Here is a 1,783-nt window from a genome sequence, read left to right as displayed (position 1 = left end):
TGTTCCTTTCCAACCTGACTGCAGTAGAGTATGTTAGAAATTTTATGAAGCGTGTGCGAAAAAAAGATTCTGCAGTTATCATAGCCAGCCAGAACCTAGAGGATTTTAATCTGGATGGCGTGAGGGAGTATACCAAGCCGCTGTTTTCCATCCCGACGCATCAGTTTCTGTTCAATGCGGGGAGCATTGATGCCAAGTTTTATACGGATACCCTGCAGCTGGAGGATAGTGAGTATAACCTGATCCGGTATCCACAACGGGGAGTCTGCCTGTATAAATGTGGAAATGAGCGATATAACTTAATGGTAAATGCCCCGGAACACAAAGCCAGACTGTTCGGAAAGGCAGGAGGACGCTAAAAGGGGAGACTATGAATGGAGTTAAAGGAGCAGAAATTTGGCATTGAGATTGAGATGACCGGCATTACCCGTGCGAAAGCGGCTGAGGTAACGGCAGAGTATTTTGGAACTAGAGTCAAATATCTGGGAACCTATTACGATACCTATGCAGCCATTGACACGGAGGGGCGGCAGTGGAAGTTTATGAGTGATGGGAGTATAACAGCGCAGAAAAAATCGAATGGGAGAAAGATCAATGCAGGGAGAGAATATCAGACGGAGATGGTAAGTCCCATCTGTCGCTATGAGGATATTGTGACGATTCAGGAGATCATCCGGAAGCTGAAAGAGCATGGGGCACTGACGAATGGAAGCTGCGGTATCCATGTGCATATCAATGCGGAACCGTTTGATGCCAGAACCCTTCGTAATATCACTAATATCATGGCAGCCAAGGAAGATCTGATCTATAAAGCTCTGGGGGTGTCCGTGGATCGACAGCATCGGTGGTGTCAGCCAGTAGACACACGATTTTTGGAAGAATTAAACAGAAGAAAACCAAAGAGTATGGAGGCAGTGGAACGGATCTGGTATAACGGGGAGAGCCGCAGAGACCAGCATTATGATGATAGCCGCTATCATTGTCTGAACCTTCATTCTGTTTTTCAGAAAGGAACAGTGGAATTTCGTCTGTTCAATGGGACGCTTCATGCAGGCAAGATTAAGGCCTATATCCAGTTTTGTCTGGCGATTGGCGCCCAAGCGCTGAATCAGTCCTGCGCCAGCAGAAGAAAAACTCAGACCAGCAATGAGAAGTATACATTCCGCACTTGGCTTTTACGGCTAGGATTAAATGGGGAAGAATTCGCCACAGCTCGTCAACATCTGCTGGCAAATCTGCCGGGCTGTATTGCCTGGAAGGATCCGGCTCAGGCGGAAGCACAAAAGGAAAGAATGCGACAGAAGCGGGAGAAGGAATTGGCAGAACGGATCCAGAGACAGGAAACCATTCATCCAATTGAGGAATTAGAATCAGCTGGGGAAGCACAGGAATCCCCGGCTTTTTGTATGCGAATGTGACAGGAGGAAGCAAATTGAAAGGAAAACAAAGACTTTATATTGCCTATGGGAGCAATCTGAATCTGGAGCAGATGGCATTTCGTTGTCCGACTGCGAAGGTAGTAGGAAAGAGTGAATTAAAGGATTACGAACTGTTATTTCGGGGAGGCCGCAGGGGGGCTGTGGCAACCGTAGAACCTAAAGCAGGGAGTACTGTGCCGATACTGGTCTGGGAGATTCAGAAGAAAGACGAGGCATTGCTGGATCTTTATGAAGGGTATCCGAATTTCTATGATAAGCAGATGCTGGAGATTGAACTGGATGGAAAAATTGTTCCGGCCATGGTTTATGTGATGACACCAGGGCATTCATTTGGAATTCCCTCT

Annotated in this window: 2 protein-coding genes and 1 pseudogene; all 3 read left to right on the top strand. The window is 47.0% G+C overall.

The genetic code is table 11. The annotated features are described in order from the left end of the window. A pseudogene (locus FGS84_RS30550) lies at positions 1-359 on the top strand (type IV secretory system conjugative DNA transfer family protein); the annotation flags it as partial. A gap of 15 nt (positions 360-374) precedes the next feature. Beyond that, a complete protein-coding gene (locus FGS84_RS30545) occupies positions 375-1,418 on the top strand; it encodes an amidoligase family protein (protein ID WP_002593802.1) in 1,044 nt (347 codons plus the stop codon). Between the two features lie 14 nt (positions 1,419-1,432). Then, a partial coding sequence (locus FGS84_RS30540; protein WP_138311883.1) for a gamma-glutamylcyclotransferase family protein occupies positions 1,433-1,783 on the top strand: 351 nt, incomplete at its 3' end.

Source organism: Clostridium sp. 1001271st1 H5, assembly GCF_005845215.1.
Lineage (GTDB): Bacteria > Bacillota > Clostridia > Lachnospirales > Lachnospiraceae > Enterocloster.
Note: the sequence above shows the minus strand (reverse complement) of the source record. Positions and strands in the feature narration are given on the sequence as shown.